This is a genomic window from Methylocystis sp. SC2 (assembly GCF_000304315.1).
In the GTDB taxonomy this organism is placed as follows: Bacteria; Pseudomonadota; Alphaproteobacteria; order Rhizobiales; family Beijerinckiaceae; genus Methylocystis.
Map to the genome: position 1 here is coordinate 1499822 of NC_018485.1, position 23078 is coordinate 1522899.

Here is a 23078-nt window from a genome sequence, read left to right on the forward strand (position 1 = left end):
CATAAGAAATGCGCATTGATGCCGTGAAGGCGGCCTTGCCGTCGCGCAAGCTGTCGAATGAAGACGTCCTTCAGATTGTCCGGGAAAGCAGCGAAGCGACGTATGACGGAGATCTCGACGCGGCGATAAAGAGGATCGAGAGCTGGCTCGCGTATAGCGGAGCCGAGACGCGTTACCTGCTTGAGGAAAGCGAAACGCCGTTGAGCGTCTTGACCGGCGCCATCAACGCCGCGCTGGAAGAAGCGAAATGCACCAAAGAGGAAATTGACACGCTCGTCTATGTTGGCGTCGGACGCGGATTCATCGAGCCGGCCGGCGCTTATCTCGTGGCGCATGCGCTGGGCTTCAAGAACGCGCATTGCTTCGACGTGCTGGACGCGTGCAACAGCTGGTCGCGGGGCGCGCAGATCATCTATCACTTCATGCAAACGGGAAGCTGCAAGCGCGCGATGATCGTCAACGCCGAGTTCAGCGTCACCGGCAATCGGCTCGGCAATTTCGCCCTGCGGCATGAGGGAGAGTTGAACTGGACGTTCCCGACATACACGATCGGCGAAGCGGCCACGGCGACGATCTTTTCAGCCGATCCGGGCAATGAGTGGAAGTTCCGATTCCGCTCGCGGCCAGATCTCGCGGATCTGTGCACCATCCCTGTCAACGGCTTCCAGGGCTATTGCAATCAGACGGAGCGCATCGGCAAGAACGGCAACCGGTTCACGTCCTACGGCTATGAATTGTTCGAGGCGGCGGGCCCCGAACTCATCCAGGTGTTCCAGGAACTCAATCCGCCGCTTGACAAGCTTCGGGCGATTTTCCCGCACGCCGCGTCGAAGAAGGCGGGCGACGACCTCGCCGACATGTTCAGCCTGCGGCATTTGTTGTCCAATGTTTATCCGCGCTGCGGCAACCTCGTTTCCTGCTCGGTGCCAGCGGCGATGGCCTTCGCGGTCGAAGAACAGCGCGTCGCGCGCGGAGACCTGCTCGCCGCGGTCGTCGCCAGCGCAGGCATGTCGTTCTCGGCATATTCCTTCGTCTACTGAAGGAGTTCATGAGGATGCTCACGACGCCGCCCGCCATCGTCATTCGCATGGGTCCCGGTGCTTCGTTCCGGCGACCGTTACTTAAAAAGAGGCGGGTGAGATGAAGGACGACCGCATCGTCGCGATCTGCGCCGACGATTACGGCCTGTCCTACGGGGTGAGCATGGGCATTCTCGAGGCGCTGGACGCCGGCCGATTGACGGCCGTCTCGGCGCTGGTGAATGGCCCACGCTGGCCCGCCATGGGGGTCGAATTGCGCCGGCGATGCCGGAACGCGGACGTCGGCCTCCATTTCAACCTCACGCTGGGCCAACCGCTGGGACCGATGCCGACCTTCGCTTCGGAGGGGAGCTTTCCGCCGGTCTCGACCGTCGTCCGCCGCGCCATGCGCCGCAAGCTTCCCTTGGCCGAGATACGTGCGGAGATCGATCGCCAGCTGGACCGTTTCGAAACGGTGATGGGCCGCGAGCCGGATTACGTCGACGGCCATCAACATGTGCATGGGCTGCCAGGCGTCCGCGACGCGTTGATCGAGGCCTTGGCGGCCCGAGGGCTCGCCGGTCGGGTTTGGCTGCGCGACGCCGGAGACGAGCTGCATCGCATCATCCTGCGCGGCGCCCATGCGCCCAAAACGCTCGCCCTGGCGCTCGCTGTTAAAGGCCTGTCCTCGGGTTTTCGCCGCGCCGCGCTGCGTCAGGGCTTCGCGACCAATCAGGGCTTCTCCGGCCACTCGGTTTTCGATCCGGGGAAGGACTACGCACGCGCCTTCGAGACCTATCTTCGCGCGCCGGGGCGCCGCCATCTCGTCATGTGCCATCCCGGCCATGTCGATGACGAGCTCAGGGCCCAGGACTGGGTGACCGTCACCCGCGAGCAGGAGCTCGCCTTCCTGCTCTCGCCGCGTCTACCGGACATGCTGGAAGCGCGAGGATTAAGGCTTGCGCGACTCAGCGAGGCCCCACCGCGCCAATCGCCGGGCGGCGGAAGCGAGAGCGCGACTCAATGAGCGACGCCCTGGGGATGTCCGCATGAGCGAGGGCGCGAAACGGGCCGTCGTCATTACCGGCGCGTCGACGGGCATCGGCGAAGCCTGCGTCAGGCTGCTTGTCGAAAAGGACTTCCTGGTTTTCGGCTCGGTGCGCACGGCCGCCGACGCCGAGCGTCTGAAGGCGCAATTCGGCGAAAATTACGCGCCCCTCCGCTTCGATGTGACCGACGGCGATGAGGTCGCGCGTGCAGCCGTTGCGGTCGAGGAGCAGCTTCAAGGCGCGACGCTGGTGGGGCTCGTCAACAACGCCGGAATGGCCGTGGCGGGACCGCTGCTGCATGTGCCGATCGAGGAGCTCCGCCGCCAGCTTGAGGTCAATGTCATTGGCCAGATGCGGGTGACGCAGGCCTTCGCGCCGCTGCTCGGCGCCCGCGCCTCTCAGGGAGCGCCGCCGGGCCGCATCGTCAATATGAGTTCGGTGGCGGGCCGGATGGTCGGGCCGTTGATGGGCCCCTACAGCGCCTCGAAATTCGCGCTCGAAGCCATGTCCGACGCGCTCCGCCGCGAATTGGCGGTCTATGGGATCGCGGTCGTTGTGATCGAGCCCGGCATCATCGCCACGCCGATCTGGGACAAGGCCGAATCGGCCGCCTTCGACGCCTTCGACCGGACAATCTACGGCCCAGCCGCGCGCCGTGTGCAGAAATGGGCGGTGGACCAGGGGCGCACCGCCGTCGGGCCGGAGCGTGTGGCCGAAGCGGTCCATCGCGCGCTGGTCGGGTCGCGGCCGCCGCTGCGCATCCTCGTGCTCGGCGGCAGCGCCTTCCACTACTACGCCCAGCTCCTCATACCGCCGCGCCTCATGGACTGGCTGATGGCCCGCTATTTCGGTTTCGATCAAGTTCGGCGAACGCTGGTCTCGAGCCGCGCCGCCAAAAAAGAAGTGATCCAATGGCCCTAGACCGCCCTAAGATCCTTATCGCGACCTTTGGCACGCTGGGCGATGTGAATCCGTTTATTGGATTGGCGCGCGCCCTGCAGCGGCAAGGCTGCGTCCCGGTCATCGCCACGTCAGAAGAATATCGGGATCTCGTCGCGCGAGAAGGGCTGGACTTCCGGCCTATGCGACCGGATCTGGGAGAAATCTCATCTCGGCTCAATATGCAGAAGGGCGAGATCGCGACCAAAATGTCGCGGAATAAAAGATTTCTATTTGATCAAGTCATGTTTCCGCATCTGCGCGACGCCTACAACGACGTCATGGGACTGACAAAGGATGTTGATGGAATCGTGACGCATTGTTTAGCGTTCGGCGCCAAGGCTGCTGCGGAACAGCGGGGCCTTCCTCTCTTCAACGTGTTTCTTTCGCCCATGCTGCTGTTTTCTGCGGACAATCCTCCGTTAGGGACCCCGGCGCCGTTCATGACGTCGCGGTCGCCGCTCGCCGTCGGATATAACTGGCTCCTGATCAAAACGCTCGAAGCGGCGTTGACTCTCCTGGCGTCGCCGCTCGCGCGATTCAGAAATGAAGTGGGTCTGCCCGGCGTACGTGGTTTTGAGCTTTTGGTGGGCGCTCCGCGCGCAGCCGCGACGATCGGACTATTCAGCTCGCTCCTGATGCCCCCGGTTTCCCAGCGGACAAGGTCGGAAATTATTGTTGGACATAGTTTCCACGATGGGCGCCACACGCCGGCGGGCGCATCCGACCCGGAGGGGCTTCCGTCTGATTTAACAGACTTTTTGGACTCAGGGTCCGAACCTATCGTCTTCACGCTTGGGAGCCTCGTCGCGATCGATCGGATAGACTATTTCCGAGCCTGTTCGATCGCGGCTCGGTCGCTCAAAAGGCGTGCTGTTCTTTTGGCGGATAGCGCCGATGTGGACAAATTGCGCCAAGAGATGTCTTCCGAGATTTCCGTGCACGGCTACGTCCCGCATTCGCTGCTGTTTCCCAGATGTTGCGCTGTGGTTCATCACGGCGGAATGGGATCTACGGGTCAGGCGCTTCGCGCCGGCAAGCCACAACTTGTAACCCCGTTTTGTAACGACCAATTCGATATCGCTGAGCGCCTGAGGCGACTTGGCGTTGCGCGTACGCTCAAGGCGAAAGACGTCTCCGCTGATCGATTGGCGCAGAACATTGAACGGCTATTGTCATCGGCTAGTTATACTGACTGTGCGCGGGCGGTCGCTGATGAAATTGCATTAAACGATGGCGCGGAGTCCGCCGCGGCGTTAATATCCCAAAGGCTCAGGCGTCCAGGACCAGGAATAAGCGGTTGCGTTGTCGAAGGTGAGCCTGGAACAGAGCGCGTCTGAGGATTGCGGCGGCAATGTCTAAATCCCGATAACGGCATGGCGGCGTGTAAAATGAACCACGAATTTCGTTTCGGAGTGTCGGATGGCGCGGCCCTGCCCCGGGCGGAACGTCTGCTGCGGAATCGCATTTCCCTGCGGTTGATCCTTCAAATCATTCTCGTCGCAGCGTTAACCATCGGCGTGCCGCTTTTCGTCTGGGCAAGATATTTCGTGGGCGCCGACGAAGCGCCCGCCAAACAGATAAAGGAGACGGCGTGGGCTCCCGCAGCCCTCGGCGTCGGCGCGCTGGGCTGGATCGAACCGCGCTCGCGACTCATCCGAGTCTCGAACGAGGCGGCCGCGACCGGCGGCGTCGTCGGCGAAATACTGGTGCGGGAAGGCCAGTCCGTCAAGGCGGGGACCCGGATCGCGGTGCTCTCCGACTGGCGCCGCCGCCAAGCGGAAGTGGCGCTCGCCGCGGCGGAAATCAGCGCCGCTAAGGCGCGTCACCTTGCAGCTGAGGCCGAACTCGAGAGCGCCCAGCGGGACGCCGAGCGCAAGAAAAGCCTGTACAAATCCGGCTCCGCCACGCTTTCCGTGGTGGATGGCGTCGAGTTGCGCCTGAAAAAGGCCAAGGCGGATGTCGACGTTGCGACGGCGAGCATTCAGCAGAGCGAGGCCAATCTGGAGCTCAAACAGGCGCAGCTGTCCCAGGCGGTGTCGACCGCGCCGATCGACGGCGTCATCATCAAGATCAATGCGCGCCCCGGCGAGCGCATCGGTCCCAATGGTGTGGCCGATATTGCGAATCTCAATGAGCTTGACGTTGTGGCTGAGGTTTACGAGACCGACATTCCACGCGTGAAAGTCGGTCAGAAGGCGATCGTGAAACTTCCGGAGCGGAGCGCGCCTTATCCGGCAAAGGTGCGTGAGATCGCTTTTCTCGTTCGCAAAAACCGCGTCAACGACGCCGATCCGCTCGCGGACCGCGACAATAGGATCGTTGAGGTGCGATTGACGTTGGAGCGTCCAGGGATCGAACAGCTTTGGCACCAGCTCTTCCGTCAGGTTCAGGTGCAAATAGAACGGTGAGCGGTTTGTCTCCGGCGCTGTTCGCCGCTCGACTGGCGTGGCGCCAGCTCATATACGACAGGCCCAAACTGCTCGCCGCCACCTTGGGCGTGCTGTTCGCCTGCGTGCTCGTGTTCATGCAGCTTGGCTTTCGAGATTCGCTTTACACCAGCGCGTCTTCCGCGCCGCTGAAAATGCAGGGCCAGCTGTTTCTGCTCCACAAGCAGACCGAAGCCCTCTGGCGGCCCGTCTCCTTCGATCGAAGCATCCTGATGCGCGCCTTGGGCCTTCCGGCGGTTCGGCGAGTCGTGCCCCTCTACATGTCGCTCGGACAATTCAAGAATATGGATACCCATATCCAGCGGACGCTGATGATTTACGGGTATGATCCCACCGCCGAGCTCATTCATATCGACGACTTTGCGGCTTTCAGGTCCGAGCTGCAGCGTCAGGACACGGCGCTATTCGACGTGACCTCCCGCCCGGAGTTTGGTCCGATAAAAGAGCTGATCGCCTCCGGGCGCGACATCACCGAAATAAACGGTCGCAAGGTAAAGCTCGTCGGCACCTTCCATATGGGCACCACTTTCGCCGCCGACGGCAATGTCGTGATGAGCGATCTCAACTTTCATCGCGTTTTTCCAATGCGATCCCTTGATCAGATCGATATCGGCTTCGTCCTGTCGGCGCCGGGCGCCGACATCGCCGCGACGCAAGCCGCACTCTTGCGACTCGTCGGGCAGGAGGTGCAAGTCTTGACCTATGAAGAGCTCGTCCGCTTCGAGCAGGCCTACTGGGAGAATTCGGCGCCGCTTGGCTTCATTTTTGGTTTCGGCACGCTCATGGGCCTGATCGTCGGCATGGTGATCGTCTATCAAATTTTGTTCACGGATATCGGCAACAACATTCCCCAATACGCCACTCTGGTGGCGATGGGATACAGCCAATCCTATCTCCGTAACATTGTCTTTGCTTCCTCCATTTATCTGGCGGTATTCGGATTTCTGCCAGGCATGGCGCTGTCCACGTTGCTCTATCAGGTGGCGGAGCGCTCTATTTTCATCCCGTTCCCTATGACCCTCGAGCGTATCGCCAGCGTCTTCTTCTTTATCCTGACAATGTGCGCGCTGGCTGGCTTGCTGGCGATACGCAAATTGAAATCGACGGATCCGGCCGACATGTTCTCATGAGCATGATCGACGTGAAAGGTTTGAATTTCGCTTTTGGACAAGGCGAGTTGCGTCGTCAGGTCCTGACAAACATTCATCTTTCCATCGAAACCGGCGAAATCGTTATTCTCACCGGGCCCTCTGGCTCCGGAAAGACGACGCTGTTGACCATCCTGGGAGGACTGAGGCTCGCGACCTCCGGAAGCGTCGTGGTGCTCGGCGAACAACTGGTGCGCAGCGAAACCCGCACACGCATCGCCGTGCGGCGGCAGACTGGATATATTTTTCAGCAGCACAATCTCTTCCTCTCGCTGACCGCCACAGAGAACGTCTGCATGGCGCTTGAGCTGCACGATTGCTTTTCTGAAAAGGAACGGGTCGGGCTCGCGCATCAAATTCTGACTCAGGTCGGACTAGAGGAGCGTCTGGAGTATCGACCCCAGCAGCTTTCCGGCGGACAGCGCCAGCGCGTCTCGATCGCGCGCGCCTTGGTTTCCCGACCGAAGATCGTGCTCGCGGATGAGCCGACCGCGTCTCTCGATAAGAATAGCGGCCATGAGGCGGTCGAGATATTAAGAAGTCTCGCCAAGCAGAATGGAACGACGATCCTGATCGTCACCCATGATTATAGAATACTCGATATTGCGGATCGCATTGTTAATCTCGAGGACGGGATCATCAAATAACAATTCGCGCCAAGCGTCGCCGATTTGCTTGCGACCGCCCCCCGCAGTCGACGCGCTTGTCGCACACGCATTTTCCGGCGCGCGGCGATGCGCCCTTAGAGCAGGTTCCAAAAAAGTTGACGGACTTTTTCGATGAGAACCTGCTCCAACGTTTTGATTTTGAGTGATTCCTTTTCGATCACATGATTCCATGTGATCGGGAAGCGCTCTAGGCCTCGCCCTTCGCGAGCAGATCCCCATACGCGGCTTGGTCGATGACGCCGCCGGCGGCCGCCACACGCTCTCGATCAAGAGATGAAAGCGCATCTTGAACGATGTCGATCCGCTTCCATCCCGGCAGCGGCGCTTCATCTCCCTCTGCGGCGACATATTTGGACTGGGCGATTTTCTGGTGGGGATGAATGTAGCGCGGACAATTCACCCACACGCTCTCGACGTCGACGCCGACGACGAATAGCGCGCCGGGATAAGAAGCGAGCAGCGACGCTTCGCGCAAGAGTCTTGCCTCGCCCTGCACGCGAAGCCGATTGGGCGTGACGAAATCGATGAACAGCAGGCCAACCTTGCTCGTTTCCGCCAGATTTCCGGCGGAGTAAAACATACCGTTGCCGTCGAACCACGGGAAAATGAGCGAGCTTTGACCGACGACGCGAACGAAGCCCGGAGCGCCGCCCTTATAGGAGACCGTCGGACGGCCGGCGGGATCGAGCGTCGAAAGAAAGAACATGTCGCGAGACTGGATGAATTCGACCTCATGGGGAGCAAATTCGGCGTGCATGACGCCGCCCTCCATCAAATCGGCGAGGCGGCGCGTATCGAATTCGTCTTGAAGCTTGCGGTGCTCGGCGCCGTATAATTTTGACATCGATCTCTCTCCAACCGTCTGCCGAACGCGAAGTAATTTTTCAGCGCAGGGACGCCATGCCGCAGACCAGCGCGGCGTCAATGGTCCAGGAGCCGCCGGATTGTGGCAAGCAGATAAATGCCTCGTCTCACTCAGGAAATTTGCCCGAGATGCGCTCGAAGGCTCGTCGCGAGAATGGCGGGCGCCGACCCGCGCCGCGCGGCGTCGCGCGAGCCTGAATACGCCGGCGACGCTGCGCGAGGCGGCGCAGAAAATGTGGCCTTCTCTACGTCCTTTGCGCCCGACCGCCAGGCAGGATCGCTCAGTCAGACGAACCGATGTTCGCTGCGACGCCGTTGAGCAAAGCAGTCGCCTCATCCGGCAGATCGAGTTTGGTCGCTAAGAGATTCTCCCGCAGATGAGCGAGCGACGTCGTGCCGGGAATCGGCAGAATATTGGGCGCGCGACGAAGCAGCCAGGCGAGAGCGACCTGCATCGGCGTGGCGTCAAGGCGCCGCGCGACATCCGACAGGGTCGAGGATTGCAGCGGAGTGAACCCGCCGAGCGGAAAGAAGGGCACATAGGCGACGCCGCCGACGGCGAGTTCGTCGATGAGCGCGTCGTCGACCCGGTGCGCAAGATTATAATGATTCTGCACGCAGACGATTTTGCAGATCTCGCGACCTTCCGCGATCTGTGTGGGCGTGACGTTGCTGAGGCCGATGTGACGTATAAGCCCTTGCCGCTGTAGCTCCGCGAGCGCGGCGAGCGGGGCTTCTATGGAGCCTTCCGCCGGGCCGTGAGCACTGAACATGACGCGTAGATTGACCACATCGAGCGCATCCAGACCGAGATTGCGCAGATTGTCATGCACCGCCTGTCTGAGTTCGTCGCGTGAGAAGGCTGGCCGCCATGAACCGTCTGCGCCGCGCCGCGCGCCGATCTTGGTCGCGATGACGAGGTCATCCGGATAGGGATGCAGCGCCTCGCGGATCAACTGGTTGGTGACATGCGGGCCATAGAAATCGCTGGTGTCGATATGGTTCACCCCGGATGCGACCGCTTCGCGCAACACGGTCAGCGCCGCATCACGATCCTTGGGGGGACCGAACGCGCCGGGTCCCGCGAGCTGCATCGCGCCGTAACCTATTCGTTTCACGGTGCGGTCGCCGAAGGTGAAGGTGGTCATGGCGTCGGTCCTTGTTGCGCGCCGCTCACGCAAATATATGAAGAAACCTTCGCTTTCTGAATTCGCATTCCATGAACGCCGTCGCAAAGACCTTAATTCCCAGAAAAACCCCGGCGCAGGCCCGTTCCGCCGCGACCGTCGACACGCTGCGCATGGCGGCCATTCAGGTTTTGCTCCGGGAGGGCCTGAGCCGCTGTACGACGACCCGTATCGCCGAGCGCGCGGGCGTGTCGGTCGGAAGCCTCTACCAATATTATCCCAACCGCGACGCCCTGCTCGCCGGCGTCCTCGAAAATCATCTCGAGGGCGTCGCCGGCGCGGTCGAGCGCGCCTGCCACGAACATCGGGGCCAGCAACTGTCGCAGATGGGTTCGGCCTTCGTCGTCGCCTTCCTGGCTGCGAAGCTGCGTGAGCCAGAAGAAGCGAAGGCGCTCTACGCCATTGCGGAAGAACGGGGCGGCGCGACGCTGGCCGCCCGGATGCGCGCGCGCATCGTCGCGGCCGTCGCGGCCATGCTGGCGAGCGCGCCGGACGCCCACTTCGACGATCCCGCCATGGTTGCAAAGATCGCGCTTGGCGCCTTGGTCGAGCCGGTCCAAACCTTGCTCAAAGAACATGCGCCGGCCCATTTCAGAACGCGCCTCGAAAGGGAACTCGTCCTGCTTGTGACCGCGTATCTCCAAGCCCATCGGTTCAACCCCGAGCGCCCGGGCGCGCCGGCGGCGATCGCCGAGGCTCGCGCCGCCGCGCGCGGCCCGGCATAGAGCCGCGAACCGGCCATGCAGCGCTTTCATATTTTTCAAACCGCGGTCGGTCCCTGCGCCCTTGCGTGGAGCGAAGAGGGCGTGACGCGATTCCAGCTGCCGGAGCGGGACGATGCAGCTTTGGCGCGACGCATGGCGAAGGCGGATCGGTGGTCAGGCGCCCTGCCTTCGCCGATCGCGCGAGCCATCGCGGACCTCGAGCGCTATTTCCGCGGCGAGCAGGTCGATTTCTCGACCCTGCGGCTGGACCTTCGCGCCAGCAGCCCGTTTCACAAGGCCGTCTATGATGCGACCCGCGCCATTGGCTGGGGCGCCGTCGCGACCTATGGCGAGATCGCCCGTGGCGTCGGATCGCCAGGCGCCGCGCGCGCGGTCGGACATGCTCTGTCGAGAAATCCGATCGCGATCATCATCCCCTGTCATCGCATTCTGGCCGCCGGCGGAAAAATCGGCGGATTTTCCGCTCATGGCGGCACGAGCGCGAAGGCGCGCCTGCTTGAAATCGAAGGCGCGCGATTGGGCCGAGGGCTCGCCGCAAATCCTGACCTTTTCACGCCGTCATTCGGTTGAGCCGCAACGCCGCGTTTCGAAAATTCCATCGCTCAGCGCGATGACGCGCGACTGTGCTTCGCCAGTTCGGTCATGCGTTGCAGCCGCGCGGTCGCTTCGGGAAGTTCCGGAAGGGTGCGAACCGTCAAGCGCTCGCCAGATCCTTGTAGGCCTCGAGCGCCGCGCGCTCGATCCAGCATTCCGCGAGCCGTCCGTTTTCGACACGCCAGATTGCGATCCCCGAAAACTTGATGGGGCGACCGTCGGCGGGAAGACCAAATATCCCATTGTTGAAACCCGTGCACATCCACCGCGAGACGACGCGATCACCCGCCGCATTGGCGAAAACCTCCAGGGTTTCGTTGCGCGCGCTTGTGAGCCCGGATTGAAAATCCGCTACCCATCGCCGGAAGGCGTCGCGTCCGCTGACGGTCTTCATGGCCGAGTGGACCTGATAGTCATCGGTCATGAGTTCATCGATCGCGCCGAGATCATTGGCGGTCCCATTCCATACACGCGACAGAAAGGCCGTCGCCAATTCCTCGGCTTGCCTTGACGGGGCGACATCAGTCGGCATGCGAGCTTCCTCTACTTCAGTCCGTTCTTCCCTGGATGAAATCTGACTCTCGGCGCTTCCGCGCGCCCGGCGCCGCAGGTCCTGTTCAAGCAGCTCGGGCGCCGTGAAGCGAGCCCCGTCGCCCAGGCACAGGCCATCGCGCATCGCCCATTTATTACGCGCGGCGTTTAGCAGCCGCTCGGAGCCTCGAGCGCGATACGCGACCGCAGGGAGCCCTCTCGGAACATAGCGCCCTTCAAATCAGTTTTCATCCTGGCGGGCGGCCTTGGCCGAACCTAGGGATTGAGATTTAGGAGCACGGAATCAATGGTTGCGTTAACCGAAAATGGCGGGGACCCCATTATCTGCGCCGACGAAGAATGCGGTTTCGGCGATGCATCGACTCCACCGGCGCGGCCAGATGCAAATTCCGTCGAACTGGAGCCGCCAACACGGGCGCGCTACACGGTCGCCCAAGTGAAGGATTCGATGAGGGAGGCGATCGACAATATCGTGCAGTCAGGCGCGACCGATCAAATGCGCGGCTATGCCAACGAAGCCATGGGCAAGACCAAGTTGACCCTCGGGCTCGCCACGCAGTCGACTCATCTCACGCTCACCGGACTGGCGCAGATCGTCGTTGGTGAATTTCAAAAATCCATCGGCGAGGCGAAGCTTGCCGAAGACGGCAAGGATATCTTTCCGGAACTGTGACGACGGTCGCCGTAGCGCCGAGCGTGATCGGCGGCCGACTGACTCTCAATTCCGGACCTGTGTTGCTGATCTCGTGTTCTGGACAGGACTCTATTGGCCGATCGGCGCGCTTCTCCCGAAGCCTCTGCGCCGGCGCAGTGACCTTCAGCCATGTGGTCCTCGGCGCGAGATTAGCGGGCGCCGCACGGGACCGCTGCGAGGAACAATCAACCGATCTGGAAGTTCAGTATTCGCCCAGCGGGGCGATAACAGCGGAGAAGCGGGCATGAGCATAACATCGCAAGTCACGAACAAGGTCCAGGAGGCGCAGGAGGCCATGACCAAGGCGTCGGCGAACGCCGCCGCGAAGGCCGCGTCCATGGCCGACGACGTCAGCGCTAAGGTCGATGAAACCATGGAGAGCGCCGACGCCGCATTGGCGACGGTCGGCGAGCAATCTCGGCAAGTCGCGGAGAAGGCGCGTTCGGCGGGCGAAGGGCTGAAGACGACGGTCGAGGGCGCCGTGCGCGAACAGCCGGTGACGGCGCTGTTGCTCGCCATCGCCGGAGGATTCCTCGTCGGGGCCATGTGGAAGGGCCGCAGCTAATCTCGGGCGGGCAAGATCATGATGCTGGATCCGCTATTCCAACGGGTTGACGAGAGTATTGCGAACGCGACGCGAGGAGCGTCGCGTCTCGCCATCGTTGCGGTCCTCGCGCTGCTCGCGCTCGGCTTCGCAACGGCGGCCGCCCACGCCTACGCCATGAGAACCTGGGGAGAGATCGTCGGCAACCTCGTCATCGCCGGAGCCTTTCTCTTCGCGGCGCTTATCGTTTATCTCGCGACAAAGGAGTCCGTCGCGACGGAAACTCAAGCGCCGGCAGCCGAACTCGAACAGAGCGGCTTTCCGCAACTCCCCTTCGTTGATCAGCTGTTCAAGCCGGATGGAAGCCTGGTGCGGTCGATCGGCTCCTCGATCGGCTCGATGGCGCCCGTCGCGGCGAAAGCGGTGGCCGAACGCGTAGCGCCAAACCTCCATCTGATCATCGGCGCCGCCGTGGGACTGATGCTTGCGTCAAAAATCTCGGAAAAGCTTGACAGTACGAGGTCTCCGGAAGCGTAATCAGCGGGCGCGCGTTCAGCCGCCCGCGAGCGTACGAGGTTTGCGTTGTCGCCGAGAGCGAACTGGAAGGGCTCTCTGAAGATTGCGGAGCTCACCTGTCCGGTGGCGCTTTACTCCGCGACGTCGACATCGGACAGGATCGCATTCCACACGATCAACCGGTCGACCGGCCACCGCGTGCGGCGGACCTTTGTCGATAGCGACACGGGGGAACCTGTCGACTCCGGCGATCAAGTCAAAGGCTATGAAGTCGGCAAGAACGAATATGTCGTTCTCGAACCCGAGGAGATCGCTCAGGCGACGCCAAAGAGCGATAAAACCCTGACGATCGAGACATTCGTGGATTGCGGCGACATCGACGCCGTCTATTTCGACAAGCCCTACTATCTATCCCCGTCGCAAAGCGACGCGAACGAACTTTTCGTTCTGATACGCGAGGGCATGCGTAAGAACAAAGTCGCGGCGCTCGCGAAGACCGTGCTGTTCAGGCGCGCGCGCACCGTTCTGATCAGCGCCTATGGCGACGGGCTTCTCGCGACGACGCTGAACTTCGATTATGAAGTGCGCTCCGCGCAGCAGGCGTTCGACGACGTGCCCGAGGTTAAAATTCAGAGCGAAATGCTTCAGCTCGCCAAGCACATTATCGATACGAAGCGGGGCGCTTTCGACCCATCCACCTTCGAAGACCGCTATGAGGCCGCCCTCGCCGAATTCGTGAAAGCGAAACTGGAGGGCAAGCCGATCGCGCCGCCGCGCAAGGCTCGGGAAACCAAGGTCGTCAATCTGCTCGAGGCGTTGCGCGAAAGCGCGGCGCTTTCCGAGCAGAGCGACAAGGCTCCGGCCAAGAAGCAAGCGGCGCAGCCTCGCAAGACCAGGACGGCCGCGACACGGCGGAAAGCGAGCTGACCTCGCATGTCGCTTGCCGATTACCGCAAGAAGCGCGACTTTGCGGCGACGCGCGAGCCGAAGGGGCGAGGCGTTCGAAAGACCGGCAGCAGCTTCGTCGTCCAGAAACATGCCGCAAGGCGGCTGCACTACGATCTTCGCCTGGAGATGGACGGCGTTTTGAAAAGTTGGGCTGTGACCAGAGGCCCAAGTCTCGTGCCCGGCGAGAAGCGGCTTGCCGTTCACGTCGAGGACCACCCTCTCGACTATCGCAATTTCGAAGGCGTCATTCCGGAAGGCCAATATGGCGCCGGCGAAGTGATCGTGTGGGACAAGGGCGTCTGGATTCCGGAAGGCGACCCGCATAAGGGTTACGCCAAGGGCCACCTCGATTTCGAGCTGCGCGGCAAGAAGCTCGGCGGACGTTGGCATCTCGTGCGCATGGCCCGAAAGCCGCGGGAGAAGCATGACAATTGGCTGCTCATCAAGGGCGATGACGAATTTGCGCGTGCGCCCGAAGATGCGGACATACTTGAGGAGTTGCCGCGCTCGGTCGACACCGGACGCACGATCGGCGATGTCGCGGATGGCAAGCGGGCGCCGCGCCCGAAGAAAAGCGCCCTGCCGAAGCAGAGCGCCGCGTCGCGCTTGGATAAAACGACTTCCCCAGCGACGCCGCAAGCGCCTGCGGTGGACACCGACCCGTCTCGTCTCAAGGGCGCAAAGAAGGCGCCGCCGCCGAATTTTATTGCACCGATGCAGGCCAGTTCCGGCACCGCGCCGGCGAGCAAGGAATGGATTCACGAAATCAAATTCGACGGCTATCGCGTGCAGGCGCGCATCGAGGCGGGACGCGTGCGGCTGCTCTCGCGCAGCGGCCTCGACTGGACGAAGAAATTTGGCGATGAGGTCGCGTCGGCGCTGCGCGCCCTGCCTCTCGGCGCCGGGCTCATCGACGGCGAGATCGTCGTCGAGACGAGCTCAGGCGCGTCGGATTTCTCCGCGCTGCAGGCCGATCTGAGCGCCGGGCGGACCGATCGCTTCGTCTATTGGGTCTTCGATCTTCTTTACCTCGACGGCTATGATCTGCGCGGCGCGACCTTGCTGGAACGCAAACGGCTGCTGCAACGACTCTTGGGCGCCGAAAGCGACGATAAGGTTCGCTTAAGTCTTCACTTTGAGGACAGCGGCGCCGTCGTGCTGGCGCATGCCTGCCGGCTCGGCCTCGAAGGCGTGGTGTCGAAGCTGCGGGAGTCGCCCTATCGTTCCGGCCGCGTGAAGAGCTGGATAAAGGCCAAATGCTTCGCGCGGCAGGAATTCGTCGTCGCGGGCTATACGCCCTCGACGGTGTCGCGCCGGGCGATCGGCGCCCTGGTGCTTGGCGTCTACCAGAATGGCGTCCTTTGCCATGTTGGCCGCGTCGGCACGGGATTTACGGCCGACATGGCGCATGAGCTTTTCGCGAAGCTCGATCCCCTGCGCGCCTCCTCGAATCCTTTTGGCGCGCGGCTCAGCGCGGATGCGGCGCGCCATGTGCGCTACGTGCGGCCCGAACTGGTGGCCGAGGTCGAATTTCGCGGCTGGACGGGCGATCAAAATCTTCGGCACGCCTCCTTTCGCGGGCTGCGCGAAGATAAGGACGCGCGCGACGTCGTCCGCGAAAGCGCGCCGCAGGTTGAGCGGGTGACAGCGGCGAGAGCGGAGCAAAGCGTCGTGAGGCTCACCCATCCCGATCGGCTCTATTGGCCGGATCAAGGCGTCACCAAACAGGGCCTGGCGGATTACTACGCCGACATCTGGCGCTTTATCGCGCCCTTCATCGTCAATCGCCCGCTGGCGCTGCTGCGCTGCCCCAACGGCGTCGAGGGAGAGAAGTTCTTCCAGAAACACGCTTGGAAAGGCATCGATCCGAACATCGTGCTCATCGACGATCCGAAAGGAGAAGAAGAGCCCCTGCTCAGCATCAAGGACCTCAACGGCCTGACCGCGCTCGTTCAATCCGGCGCCTTGGAAATTCATCCCTGGGGCTCGACGGCGTCTGACTGGGAGCGCCCCGACGTCATCATCATGGATCTCGATCCCGGCGAACAGGTCGCGTGGGAGTCGGTCATTGCGGCCGCGGAAGAAACGCGGGAGCGGCTCCAAGACCTTGGGCTCGCCGCCTTCGTGAAAACGTCAGGCGGAAAGGGGCTTCATGTGGTGGCGCCCGTGAAGCCTAAAGCGGCGTGGCCAGAGGTGAAGGCTTTCACCAAAAGCATCGCCGATGCGATGACGCGTGACAGCCCGAGCAAATATGTTGCGACGATCACGAAATCGAAGCGCCGCGGCAAGATACTCGTCGACTATCTGCGCAATCAGCGCGGCGCCACGGCCGTCGCGCCCTACTCCACCCGCGCCCGTCCCGGCGCCGCCGTGTCGATGCCGCTCGCCTGGGACGAACTTAGTCCGGCGATCGGACCTGACTATTTCACGATCGCGAAAACCCTCGCCCGCCTCGAGTCGCTGCAGAACGATCCCTGGGGAGACTTTCGTCAAGCGGCGGCGCCGATCGAAACGCCGAAGGCGCGCAAAAGGAGAAAAACCTAGCGACGTTTGGCGCCGCGCTTTTCCGTATCGATGCTCTTGCGGAGCGCATCCATGATATTGACGACGTTGCTCGGAGCCGCCGACGCCGGTTTTTTGCGCGCGGGCGCGCGCTCCTTCTTCTTTCCAGAAATGATGTCCAGCAATTGCGCTTGCACGGGATCATGGAGCATCGCCGGATCCCAGTGACTCTTGCGCTCCTCGATCAATTTGGAAATCAGGGTGAGAGCTTTCGCGTTCGGCGCTTCGGCGCCGATCTTGTCGAGATAGTCCTTCGGATCGCGCACCTGGTCGGCGAAGCGCAACGTCCATAACACAAGCCCCTTGTCGCGCGGCTCGACCATCACGGCGCGTTCGCGCCGATACATCACGAGCCGCGACAGGCCGACCGTCTTCGTCGCCTTCATCGCGTCGCGAATGACGGAGAAGGCTTCGACGCCGATCGGATCGTCGGGCGCAAGATAGTGTGGCTTATCGAACCAGATCCAGTCGACGCTCGCCGCCGGCGCGAAGGTCTCGATATCGATCGTTCGCGTGCTTTCGAGGCTTAGGGCGTCAAGCTCTTCGTCTTCAAGCAGCACGTAATCGTCTTCGCTGCGCGGATATCCCTTCGCCGCATCGTCCTCGCCGATCGGCGCGCCGGAGACCGCGTCGACATATTGGCTGACGACGCGGTTGCCGGTGTGTCGATTAAGGATGTGGAAGCGAACTTTCTCGCCTTCCGTCGTGGCCGGCGTCATCGCGACCGGACAGGTCACAAGCGAAAGCTTCAAATAGCCTTTCCAGAATGACCGCGGCGCCATTCTACACCCCTCCGAGGGCAGGGAACTCTTCAATAACGTTCGTTCCAAAGCATCGTTCCGCTTCCGCCCTCTTCCCGCGCGTTTTGGGAACATTTGGCCTTCGAATATTGTTGAATTCAAGCATGACTCTTCATCTGCCCGTTGTCACTGGAGTCGACGGCTCCCGCATCGGAAGCGCCGCCCAAGGGCTCTTCGACATGGAAAAGAAGGCCGAAAGGCAAACGACGCAGGGCCGCCGCGGCGCGCCAAGGGCGCAGCGATGCGACGCCGCCCATCACCTCTCTTTGCTTGGGATCGATGGGGAATTGACCTCTGGGCTGCGCGACATGTACGCGACGAGCCTCTTAGAACCCCTGCCGGACAAGTTTCTCGACTTACTCGTGCGACTGTCGACGCCGGTCTCCAAATAGCTGACAGGGGCGTGCGCTCCAAAACGCGCGACCGGCGCCTTGAGTTGACGAAGCGACTAGAAAACAATGGCCAAAAAAATGATTGCCTGTCGTTCAACAGGCAATCATCGCGGATCAATCGTCGAGCGGGTCATTTTCGATTGCGCAGCCAATGCTCGATCTCCGCCTGTCGCGGTTCACGAACGGGGATGAGACGCTCCCGCGGCGCTTCGCTTTGCGGCAAAAGCAGCATCCTCGCGAGCGCTTCAACTATGCGCCGCCAGTCTACTCCAAGTTTCGGCTTCGAACTCATTTCAGCTCTCCTTGCATCGGAGAAGGATAAGAAAACAACTCTCCCTTTTTAAGAATGTTCCAAGACGCCGGCAAAGCTCGGCGGGCGCGCCTGGACGAGGAATGGCGGACGCGCGCCGATGAAAAGCTCCGAACCTAAGGTTCGGGCCGATCGAAGAGGGCGGCGCGCCAAGCTTGCGACGCGCAGAGCGCTTCCCGATCACATGGAATCATGTGATCGATAAGGAATCGCTCCAAATCAAAACGTTGGAGCAGGTTCTCATCGAAAAAGTCTGTCAACTTTTTCGGAACCTGCTCTAAGACTTCAAAGTCTTGAGCCAAGCGTCCACGTCTTCGCGAATGCGGTCCCGCCCTTCGCCGTAACGTTCTTGGAGAACGCCTTCAAACTGCTCGCGCTTGCCGTCCATGCGCGCGAGATCGTCGTCGGTCAGTTCCGCCCACTTCTCTCTCACCTTGCCCTTGAACTGTTTCCAATTGCCTTCGACACGATTCCAGTCCATCGCCGTCCTCCCAAGGCTAAGGAGCGTTCCACGCCGACGGAACGCGGGCGCAACCGCTTTGTTCCAGGATTCTGGCGGCAGGGGAATCGATTCGTAACGCTCATCGCCGTTCACGCGGCGAGGCCGCAGCACTTCTTGAATTTTTTGCCGGAGCCGCAGGGACAAGGATCGTTTCGGCCCGCCTGCTTGCCCTTCACGATGGGCGCATTCTTGCGATTGGCCTCTTCGAGGAAATACCAGCGGTCCTCCTGCGCGTCGTGTCGGAACAGCGAGCGCTCCCGATGCGCATAGCGTTCGCCTTCGCTGGAGAAATGCGCGACGAATTCGACGTAGCCGGTTTCATCGCCCTGCAGCCCCTGCTCCGTCGACAGGATTTCAAGTCCGAGCCATTGCGAGTTGCGCGACCAATGCGTAATCGCCTTTCGGTCGAAATCGTAACGCGACTCCGGCGCCAAAGAATCCACAAGGTAATCGATGTCGCCGAGCGCAAACGCCGTATAGCGCGAACGCATCAACGCTTCGGCTGTGGGCGCGGACGCTCCTTGTTCGATGTAGGGCGCGCAGCACGCCAAGTAGGAGAGCTTTTGCGCGTCCATCGCGCGGCAAGGGCAAGTCTGGTCGGAGCGAGTCTGGTCGGTCATCCGCTTTGTTCGCGTAGGAATGATCTGTTCAGCGTCGGCGACGCCGGGACGCAATCCCCGACGCGGCGCGCCGGCTCAATGTTTGAGGCGCTTCACGGCCTCTATTGCGATCGGATCGAGGCCGGCGCCGCCGTGATCGACATGAGCGATGATCGCGTCGCGCATGCGCGGCTCCCAGAACTTCCTCAAATGTTCCGTCATGCTCACAACGCCGTCGGGATGCTTCTGCGCCACGAAGAACGTGCCGATCTGGTTAGCCATTTTGACGAGCTTTTCGACCGAATCATGCGACATGTGCGGAAACCTGTTCGAGAATGCGTCCTGGATGGGTGAAGATTTCGAAGTCGCGGCCGCGCATGACCGCGACGAGAGTCATGCCGCAGTGCTGCGCGTTGCGCACCGCGAGCGCGGTCGGCGCGGAGACGGCGGCGATGATCGGCGCGCCCATGCGCGCGGCCTTCTGCACGAGTTCGACGGAAACGCGGCTCGTCATCAGCACCACGCCTTGGCCGGCGGCGATGGCTTGGCGCGTCAAGGCGCCGGCGAGCTTGTCGAGAGCGTTATGGCGGCCGACGTCCTCGCGCGCGATCAGGGTCCCGGAGACGGGATTCCAGAAGGCGGCGGCGTGAATGGCGCGCGTCTCCTGATTATATTTCTGCGCCGCGGGCAGACGCTCCATCGCCTCGATCAGGGCGTCGGCGCGCACCGACAGCGCATTGTCCAGCGTCGGCAGAGAGCGCGTCGCCGCCTCCAGGCTCTCGATGCCGCAGAGGCCGCAGCCCGTCGGCCCCGCCATCGAACGGCGCCGCTCGACATAGGCTTCCTGCCGTCCGCCCTTCAGCCAGGCGCGCAGTTCGATGCCGGCGTCGGAGACGACGATCTCGACGTCGCCCGCCTGCTCCGGCGAATCGATCAGCCCCTCGGTCAGCGCGAAGCCGATCGCGAAATCCTCGAGGTCCGCCGGCGTCGCCATCATCACCGCATGGGTGGAGCCGCCAAAGGTGAAGGCGACCGGCGTCTCTTCGGGGATCACGCGAGAAGAACGCGCCGTCACATCGTGACGGCGCGCCAGGCATTCCACCCGTAGTGTCGGCGGCGGCCTCTCCGTCATTCCGCCGCGTCGATCGCGCTCGCGATGCGACGGCTCTGCTCCGTCAGCTCGCGATATTGATGCTGCCAGTCGGTCGGTCCGTTGGTGGTCGAGACCTGCACCGCCGTAACCTTGTATTCAGGACAATTGGTCGCCCAATCCGAATTGTCGGTCGTGACCACATTGGCCTGAGTGGTCGGATGGTGGAACGTCGTATAGACGACGCCCGGCGCGACGCGATCCGTGATCTTGGCGCGCAGCGTCGTCTCGCCGGCGCGGCTCGCCACCTTCACCCAATCGCCGTCGCGCACGCCGCGATCCTCCGCGTCATGCGGATGGATTTCGAGGACGTCCTCGGGATGCCACTGCGAATTCTCGGTGCGCCGCGTCTGCGCGCCGACATTATATTGCGACAGGATGCGGCCGGTCGTGAGCAGCAACGGGAACCGCGGCCCCACCTTCTCCTCGGTCGGGACATATTCGGTGATGACGAATTTGCCCTTGCCGCGCGCAAAGCCGTCGATGTGCATGATCGGCATGCCATGCGGCGAATTCTCATTGCACGGCCACTGCACGGAGCCGTCTTCCTCTAGGCGCTTGAACGACACGCCGGCGAAGGACGGCGTGAGACGCGCGATCTCGTCCATGATCTCGCTGGCGTGCGCATAGTTCCAGTTGAGGCCCAGCTTGTTGGCGAGCAACTGGGTGACTTCCCAGTCGGCGTAGCCGTTCTTCGGCGACATCACCTTGGTGACGCGCTGAATGCGGCGCTCGGCGTTGGTGAAGGTGCCGTCCTTCTCGAGGAAGGTCGCGCCCGGCAGGAAGACATGCGCGTAGTTCGCGGTCTCGACCAGGAAGAGATCCTGCACGATGACGATGTCCATATTCGCCAGCGCACGCGAGACATGGCGCGTATCGGGGTCGGACTGCAGAATGTCCTCGCCCTGAACATAAAGTCCCTTGAACGTGCCTTCGATCGCCGCGTCGAACATGTTGGGAATGCGCAGGCCCGGCTCCGGATCGAGGGAGACGCCCCAATCCTTTTCGAACGCCTGGCGCGCCGCTTCGTTGGAGATGTGGCGATAGCCCGGCAGCTCGTGCGGGAACGAGCCCATGTCGCAGGAGCCCTGCACATTGTTCTGTCCGCGCAGCGGATTCACGCCGACGCCGCGGCGGCCGAGATTGCCGGTCGCCATGGCGAGATTGGCGATGCCCATGACGGTGGTGGAGCCCTGGCTATGCTCCGTCACGCCAAGGCCGTAGTAGATCGCTCCATTGCCGCCGGTGGCGTAAAGGCGCGCGGCGCCGCGGATGTCGGCGGCCGGCACGCCCAGCACGCTCTCCAGCGCCTCGGGGCTGTTCTTCGGCAGCGACACGAACTCGGCCCAGTCCTGATATTCGTCCCAGTCGCAGCGCGACTTCACGAAATCGAGATTGACGAGATTCTCCGTCACGATCACATGCGCCAGCGCCGCGATCATCGCGACATTGGTGCCGGGCTTGAGCGGCAGATGATAATCCGCCTCGATGTGGGGCGATTTCACGAGGTCGATGCGGCGCGGATCGATGACGATCAGCTTCGCGCCCTCGCGCAGGCGCTTCTTCATGCGCGAGCCGAACACCGGATGCGCGTCGGTCGGATTGGCGCCCATGACGAGAATGACGTCGGCGTCGTCGACCGAATCGAAATCCTGCGTGCCGGCGGAGGTGCCGAAGGCCTGCGCCAAGCCGTAACCCGTCGGCGAATGGCAGACGCGCGCGCAGGTGTCGGTGTTGTTGTTGCGGAACCCTTGACGCGCCAGCTTCTGAACGAGGTAGCTCTCCTCATTCGTGCAGCGCGACGAGGTGATCACGCCGACGGAATTCTTGCCGTATTTCTCCTGCGCCGCCCTCAGCCGGTCGGCGGCGAAGCCGACCGCTTCGTCCCACGAGACCACGCGCCAGGGCTGGTCGATCGATTCGCGGATCATCGGATTGAGAATTCGATCGCCGTGATGGGCGTAGCCATAGGCGAAGCGGCCCTTGACGCAGCTATGGCCATGGTTGGCCTTGCCGTCCTTCCAGGGGACCATGCGGACGACTTCCTCGCCGCGCATCTCCGCCTTGAAGGTGCAGCCGACGCCGCAATAGGCGCAGGTCGTGACCTCGGAATGCTCGGGCTGCCCGACGGCCACGACCGACTTCTCGATCAGCGTCGCTGTCGGACAGGCCTGAACGCAGGCGCCGCAGGACACGCATTCCGATTCCATGAAGGCTTCGTCCATGCCGGGCGAAACCCGCGAGTCGAAACCGCGGCCCGAGATCGTCAGCGCGAAGGTGCCCTGCACTTCCTCGCAGGCGCGCACGCAGCGGTTACAGACGATGCACTTGGACGGATCATAGCTGAAATAGGGGTTCGACTCGTCCTTCGGCTTCCAGTTGAAATTGGCGTCGCCGCTGTTGCGCGCGAAGACGTGATTGGCGCCGTCATAGCCGTAGCGCACGTCGCGCAGGCCCACGGCGCCGGCCATGTCCTGGAGTTCGCAGTCGCCATTTGCGGCGCAGGTCAGACAGTCGAGCGGATGGTCGGAAATATAGAGCTCCATCACGCCGCGGCGGATGGCGGCGAGGCGCGGCGTCTGCGTCTTGACCGAGATGCCCGGCGCGACCGGCGTCGTGCAGGAGGCCGGCGTGCCGTTGCGGCCCTCGACCTCGATGACGCAGAGCCGGCAGGAGCCGAACGCCTTGATGCTGTCGGTGGCGCAGAGCTTGGGGATTTCGGTGCCAACCTCCATCGCCGCGCGCATGATCGACGTGCCCTCGGGCACGGTGACGCTCTTCCCGTCGATGGTCAGCGTGACCGATTTTACGGATGGCGATTCGGGCGTGCCGTAATCGATTTCCTTGATAAGCGTCATGGCGGCTA

25 protein-coding genes are annotated in these 23078 nt (G+C 62.3%); 15 read left to right on the forward strand and 10 right to left on the reverse strand.

Going from position 1 to position 23078, the window contains the following annotated elements; translation table 11 throughout:
- The first annotated feature begins 8 nt into the window (after window positions 1-8).
- The 7 genes from BN69_RS07150 to BN69_RS07180 all read left to right on the forward strand — a co-directional run bounded on the left by BN69_RS07150 (window position 9) and on the right by BN69_RS07180 (window position 7252).
- A complete protein-coding gene (locus BN69_RS07150; protein ID WP_014890909.1) occupies window positions 9-1040 on the forward strand; it encodes a 3-oxoacyl-[acyl-carrier-protein] synthase III C-terminal domain-containing protein in 1032 nt (343 codons plus the stop codon).
- Between the two features lie 100 nt (window positions 1041-1140).
- A complete protein-coding gene (locus tag BN69_RS07155; RefSeq protein ID WP_014890910.1) occupies window positions 1141-2046 on the forward strand; it encodes a ChbG/HpnK family deacetylase in 906 nt (301 codons plus the stop codon).
- Between the two features lie 22 nt (window positions 2047-2068).
- Entirely contained in the window at window positions 2069-2989 is a 921-nt protein-coding gene (locus tag BN69_RS07160) for an SDR family oxidoreductase (protein WP_014890911.1), read from the forward strand.
- The gene (locus tag BN69_RS07165; protein ID WP_014890912.1) at window positions 2980-4347 is read left to right on the forward strand and encodes a glycosyltransferase; all 1368 of its coding nucleotides are present in this window, start codon (window positions 2980-2982) and stop codon (window positions 4345-4347) included. Before BN69_RS07160 ends, BN69_RS07165 begins: the two co-directional genes overlap by 10 nt.
- Window positions 4348-4398: 51 nt before the next feature.
- A complete protein-coding gene (locus BN69_RS07170; RefSeq protein WP_014890913.1) occupies window positions 4399-5418 on the forward strand; it encodes an efflux RND transporter periplasmic adaptor subunit in 1020 nt (339 codons plus the stop codon).
- A complete protein-coding gene (devC, locus tag BN69_RS07175) occupies window positions 5415-6587 on the forward strand; it encodes an ABC transporter permease DevC (RefSeq protein ID WP_014890914.1) in 1173 nt (390 codons plus the stop codon). The genes BN69_RS07170 and devC overlap by 4 nt, the downstream gene beginning before the upstream one ends.
- Window positions 6584-7252, forward strand: coding sequence for an ATP-binding cassette domain-containing protein (locus tag BN69_RS07180; protein ID WP_014890915.1), 669 nt, complete (start codon window positions 6584-6586; stop codon window positions 7250-7252). The genes devC and BN69_RS07180 overlap by 4 nt, the downstream gene beginning before the upstream one ends.
- Before the next feature lie 208 nt (window positions 7253-7460).
- On the opposite strand, the gene BN69_RS07185 is transcribed toward BN69_RS07180, so the two are convergent.
- Window positions 7461-8117 carry a pyridoxamine 5'-phosphate oxidase family protein gene (locus tag BN69_RS07185; RefSeq protein WP_014890916.1) on the reverse strand — a complete coding sequence of 219 codons (657 nt, stop codon included), beginning with the start codon at window positions 8115-8117 and terminating at the stop codon, window positions 7461-7463.
- A gap of 301 nt (window positions 8118-8418) precedes the next feature.
- Window positions 8419-9285 (reverse strand): aldo/keto reductase family oxidoreductase, encoded by an 867-nt coding sequence (locus BN69_RS07190; protein WP_014890917.1) that lies wholly within the window; start codon window positions 9283-9285, stop codon window positions 8419-8421.
- Window positions 9286-9356: 71 nt separating this feature from the next.
- On the opposite strand from BN69_RS07190, the gene BN69_RS07195 reads away from it, so the two are divergent.
- Window positions 9357-10049, forward strand: a complete 693-nt coding sequence (locus tag BN69_RS07195; RefSeq protein ID WP_014890918.1) for a TetR/AcrR family transcriptional regulator — start codon at window positions 9357-9359, stop codon at window positions 10047-10049.
- Window positions 10050-10064: 15 nt separating this feature from the next.
- On the forward strand, window positions 10065-10619 hold the full coding sequence (locus BN69_RS07200; protein WP_014890919.1) for a methylated-DNA--[protein]-cysteine S-methyltransferase: 555 nt from the start codon (window positions 10065-10067) through the stop codon (window positions 10617-10619).
- A gap of 124 nt (window positions 10620-10743) precedes the next feature.
- Here the strand turns inward: BN69_RS07200 and BN69_RS07205 are convergent, their stop codons facing one another.
- Window positions 10744-11175, reverse strand: a complete 432-nt coding sequence (locus tag BN69_RS07205; RefSeq protein WP_014890920.1) for an ester cyclase — start codon at window positions 11173-11175, stop codon at window positions 10744-10746.
- Between the two features lie 306 nt (window positions 11176-11481).
- Here BN69_RS07205 and BN69_RS19100 point away from each other — a divergent pair, with 306 nt between their 5' ends.
- From BN69_RS19100 to ligD, 5 genes are all read left to right on the forward strand, one after another.
- Window positions 11482-11868: a CsbD family protein gene (locus BN69_RS19100; RefSeq protein ID WP_014890921.1), complete on the forward strand. Its 387-nt coding sequence runs from the start codon at window positions 11482-11484 to the stop codon at window positions 11866-11868.
- A 265-nt stretch (window positions 11869-12133) separates the two neighbouring features.
- Window positions 12134-12454 carry a hypothetical protein gene (locus tag BN69_RS07215; protein WP_014890922.1) on the forward strand — a complete coding sequence of 107 codons (321 nt, stop codon included), beginning with the start codon at window positions 12134-12136 and terminating at the stop codon, window positions 12452-12454.
- A gap of 18 nt (window positions 12455-12472) precedes the next feature.
- Window positions 12473-12970, forward strand: a complete 498-nt coding sequence (locus BN69_RS07220) for a phage holin family protein (RefSeq protein ID WP_148277058.1) — start codon at window positions 12473-12475, stop codon at window positions 12968-12970.
- 45 nt (window positions 12971-13015) lie between these two features.
- Window positions 13016-13876, forward strand: coding sequence for a non-homologous end joining protein Ku (gene ku, locus BN69_RS07225; RefSeq protein ID WP_014890924.1), 861 nt, complete (start codon window positions 13016-13018; stop codon window positions 13874-13876).
- Between the two features lie 6 nt (window positions 13877-13882).
- Complete coding sequence (gene ligD / locus BN69_RS07230) at window positions 13883-16441, forward strand: DNA ligase D (RefSeq protein ID WP_014890925.1); 2559 nt, start codon at window positions 13883-13885, stop codon at window positions 16439-16441.
- Here ligD and ku (BN69_RS07235) read toward each other — a convergent pair.
- Window positions 16438-17241, reverse strand: a complete 804-nt coding sequence (gene ku, locus BN69_RS07235) for a non-homologous end joining protein Ku (RefSeq protein WP_014890926.1) — start codon at window positions 17239-17241, stop codon at window positions 16438-16440. The genes ligD and ku (BN69_RS07235) overlap by 4 nt on opposite strands.
- A 122-nt stretch (window positions 17242-17363) precedes the next feature.
- On the opposite strand from ku (BN69_RS07235), the gene BN69_RS07240 reads away from it, so the two are divergent.
- Complete coding sequence (locus BN69_RS07240; protein WP_041926850.1) at window positions 17364-17651, forward strand: NepR family anti-sigma factor; 288 nt, start codon at window positions 17364-17366, stop codon at window positions 17649-17651.
- A gap of 130 nt (window positions 17652-17781) precedes the next feature.
- On the opposite strand, the gene BN69_RS19570 is transcribed toward BN69_RS07240, so the two are convergent.
- From BN69_RS19570 to fdhF, 6 genes are all read right to left on the reverse strand, one after another.
- Complete coding sequence (locus BN69_RS19570; RefSeq protein WP_014890927.1) at window positions 17782-17943, reverse strand: hypothetical protein; 162 nt, start codon at window positions 17941-17943, stop codon at window positions 17782-17784.
- A 295-nt stretch (window positions 17944-18238) separates the two neighbouring features.
- Window positions 18239-18442 (reverse strand): CsbD family protein, encoded by a 204-nt coding sequence (locus tag BN69_RS07245; RefSeq protein WP_014890928.1) that lies wholly within the window; start codon window positions 18440-18442, stop codon window positions 18239-18241.
- 110 nt (window positions 18443-18552) lie between these two features.
- Window positions 18553-19083 (reverse strand): YchJ family protein, encoded by a 531-nt coding sequence (locus BN69_RS07250; RefSeq protein ID WP_014890929.1) that lies wholly within the window; start codon window positions 19081-19083, stop codon window positions 18553-18555.
- A 75-nt stretch (window positions 19084-19158) separates the two neighbouring features.
- Window positions 19159-19377, reverse strand: coding sequence for a formate dehydrogenase subunit delta (locus tag BN69_RS07255; protein WP_014890930.1), 219 nt, complete (start codon window positions 19375-19377; stop codon window positions 19159-19161).
- A complete protein-coding gene (gene fdhD / locus BN69_RS07260) occupies window positions 19367-20194 on the reverse strand; it encodes a formate dehydrogenase accessory sulfurtransferase FdhD (RefSeq protein WP_014890931.1) in 828 nt (275 codons plus the stop codon). Before fdhD ends, BN69_RS07255 begins: the two co-directional genes overlap by 11 nt.
- Complete coding sequence (fdhF, locus tag BN69_RS07265) at window positions 20191-23070, reverse strand: formate dehydrogenase subunit alpha (protein WP_041926851.1); 2880 nt, start codon at window positions 23068-23070, stop codon at window positions 20191-20193. Before fdhF ends, fdhD begins: the two co-directional genes overlap by 4 nt.
- Window positions 23071-23078: the final 8 nt, after the last annotated feature.